Genomic DNA, 551 nt, shown 5'->3' on the forward strand with positions numbered 1-551 from the left:
AAGACAGTGAAAGAGTTGATCGATGGACGAGAAGTGTTGGCGCTAGAGCATTCGTGCCTAGACCCAAACCTTTACGACTTGTACGACACGGGTGCCAAAGTGATTTTGCCCGATGGCAAACGACTCCTAAACGAAATGGTACCTGCCATCATGAAAAATGATGCTGAAAGTACCTTATTGGATGTAGCAGACACATTAATTGCTTTAGAAAAATGGCCGGGAGAAATAAAAGTCATTGGCCCTGTTTCTGAAAATCAAAAAATGGCTGTTGCGTTCCGTAAAAATTCACCGGAATTACGCGAAGCGTTTGATCGTTATTTAGATTCTATTAAAAAAGATGGGACGTATGAAAAGCTCGTTAAAAAATACTACCCGTCCATTTACTACTTTTATAACGATTACTTCTTAGAAGATAGTAAGAAAATTCGATGAAAAAGGCTGTTAAAAAAATATCCAGTAAAAAGATAATAACGATAAGCGCAATAATCGTTTCTATTTATTTAGCGATACTTATTGTTGTTACAAGTCTTGGACAGAATAAATTAAAAGAC

General features: G+C 36.7%; 1 protein-coding gene. It reads left to right on the plus strand.

What is annotated here, in order from left to right; translation table 11 throughout:
* Positions 1-432: transporter substrate-binding domain-containing protein (locus R8O11_RS30440; RefSeq protein ID WP_318195290.1), on the plus strand; the 432-nt coding region annotated here is incomplete at its 5' end.
* Positions 433-551: the final 119 nt, after the last annotated feature.

It is taken from the genome of Vibrio sp. 1288 (assembly GCF_033344475.1).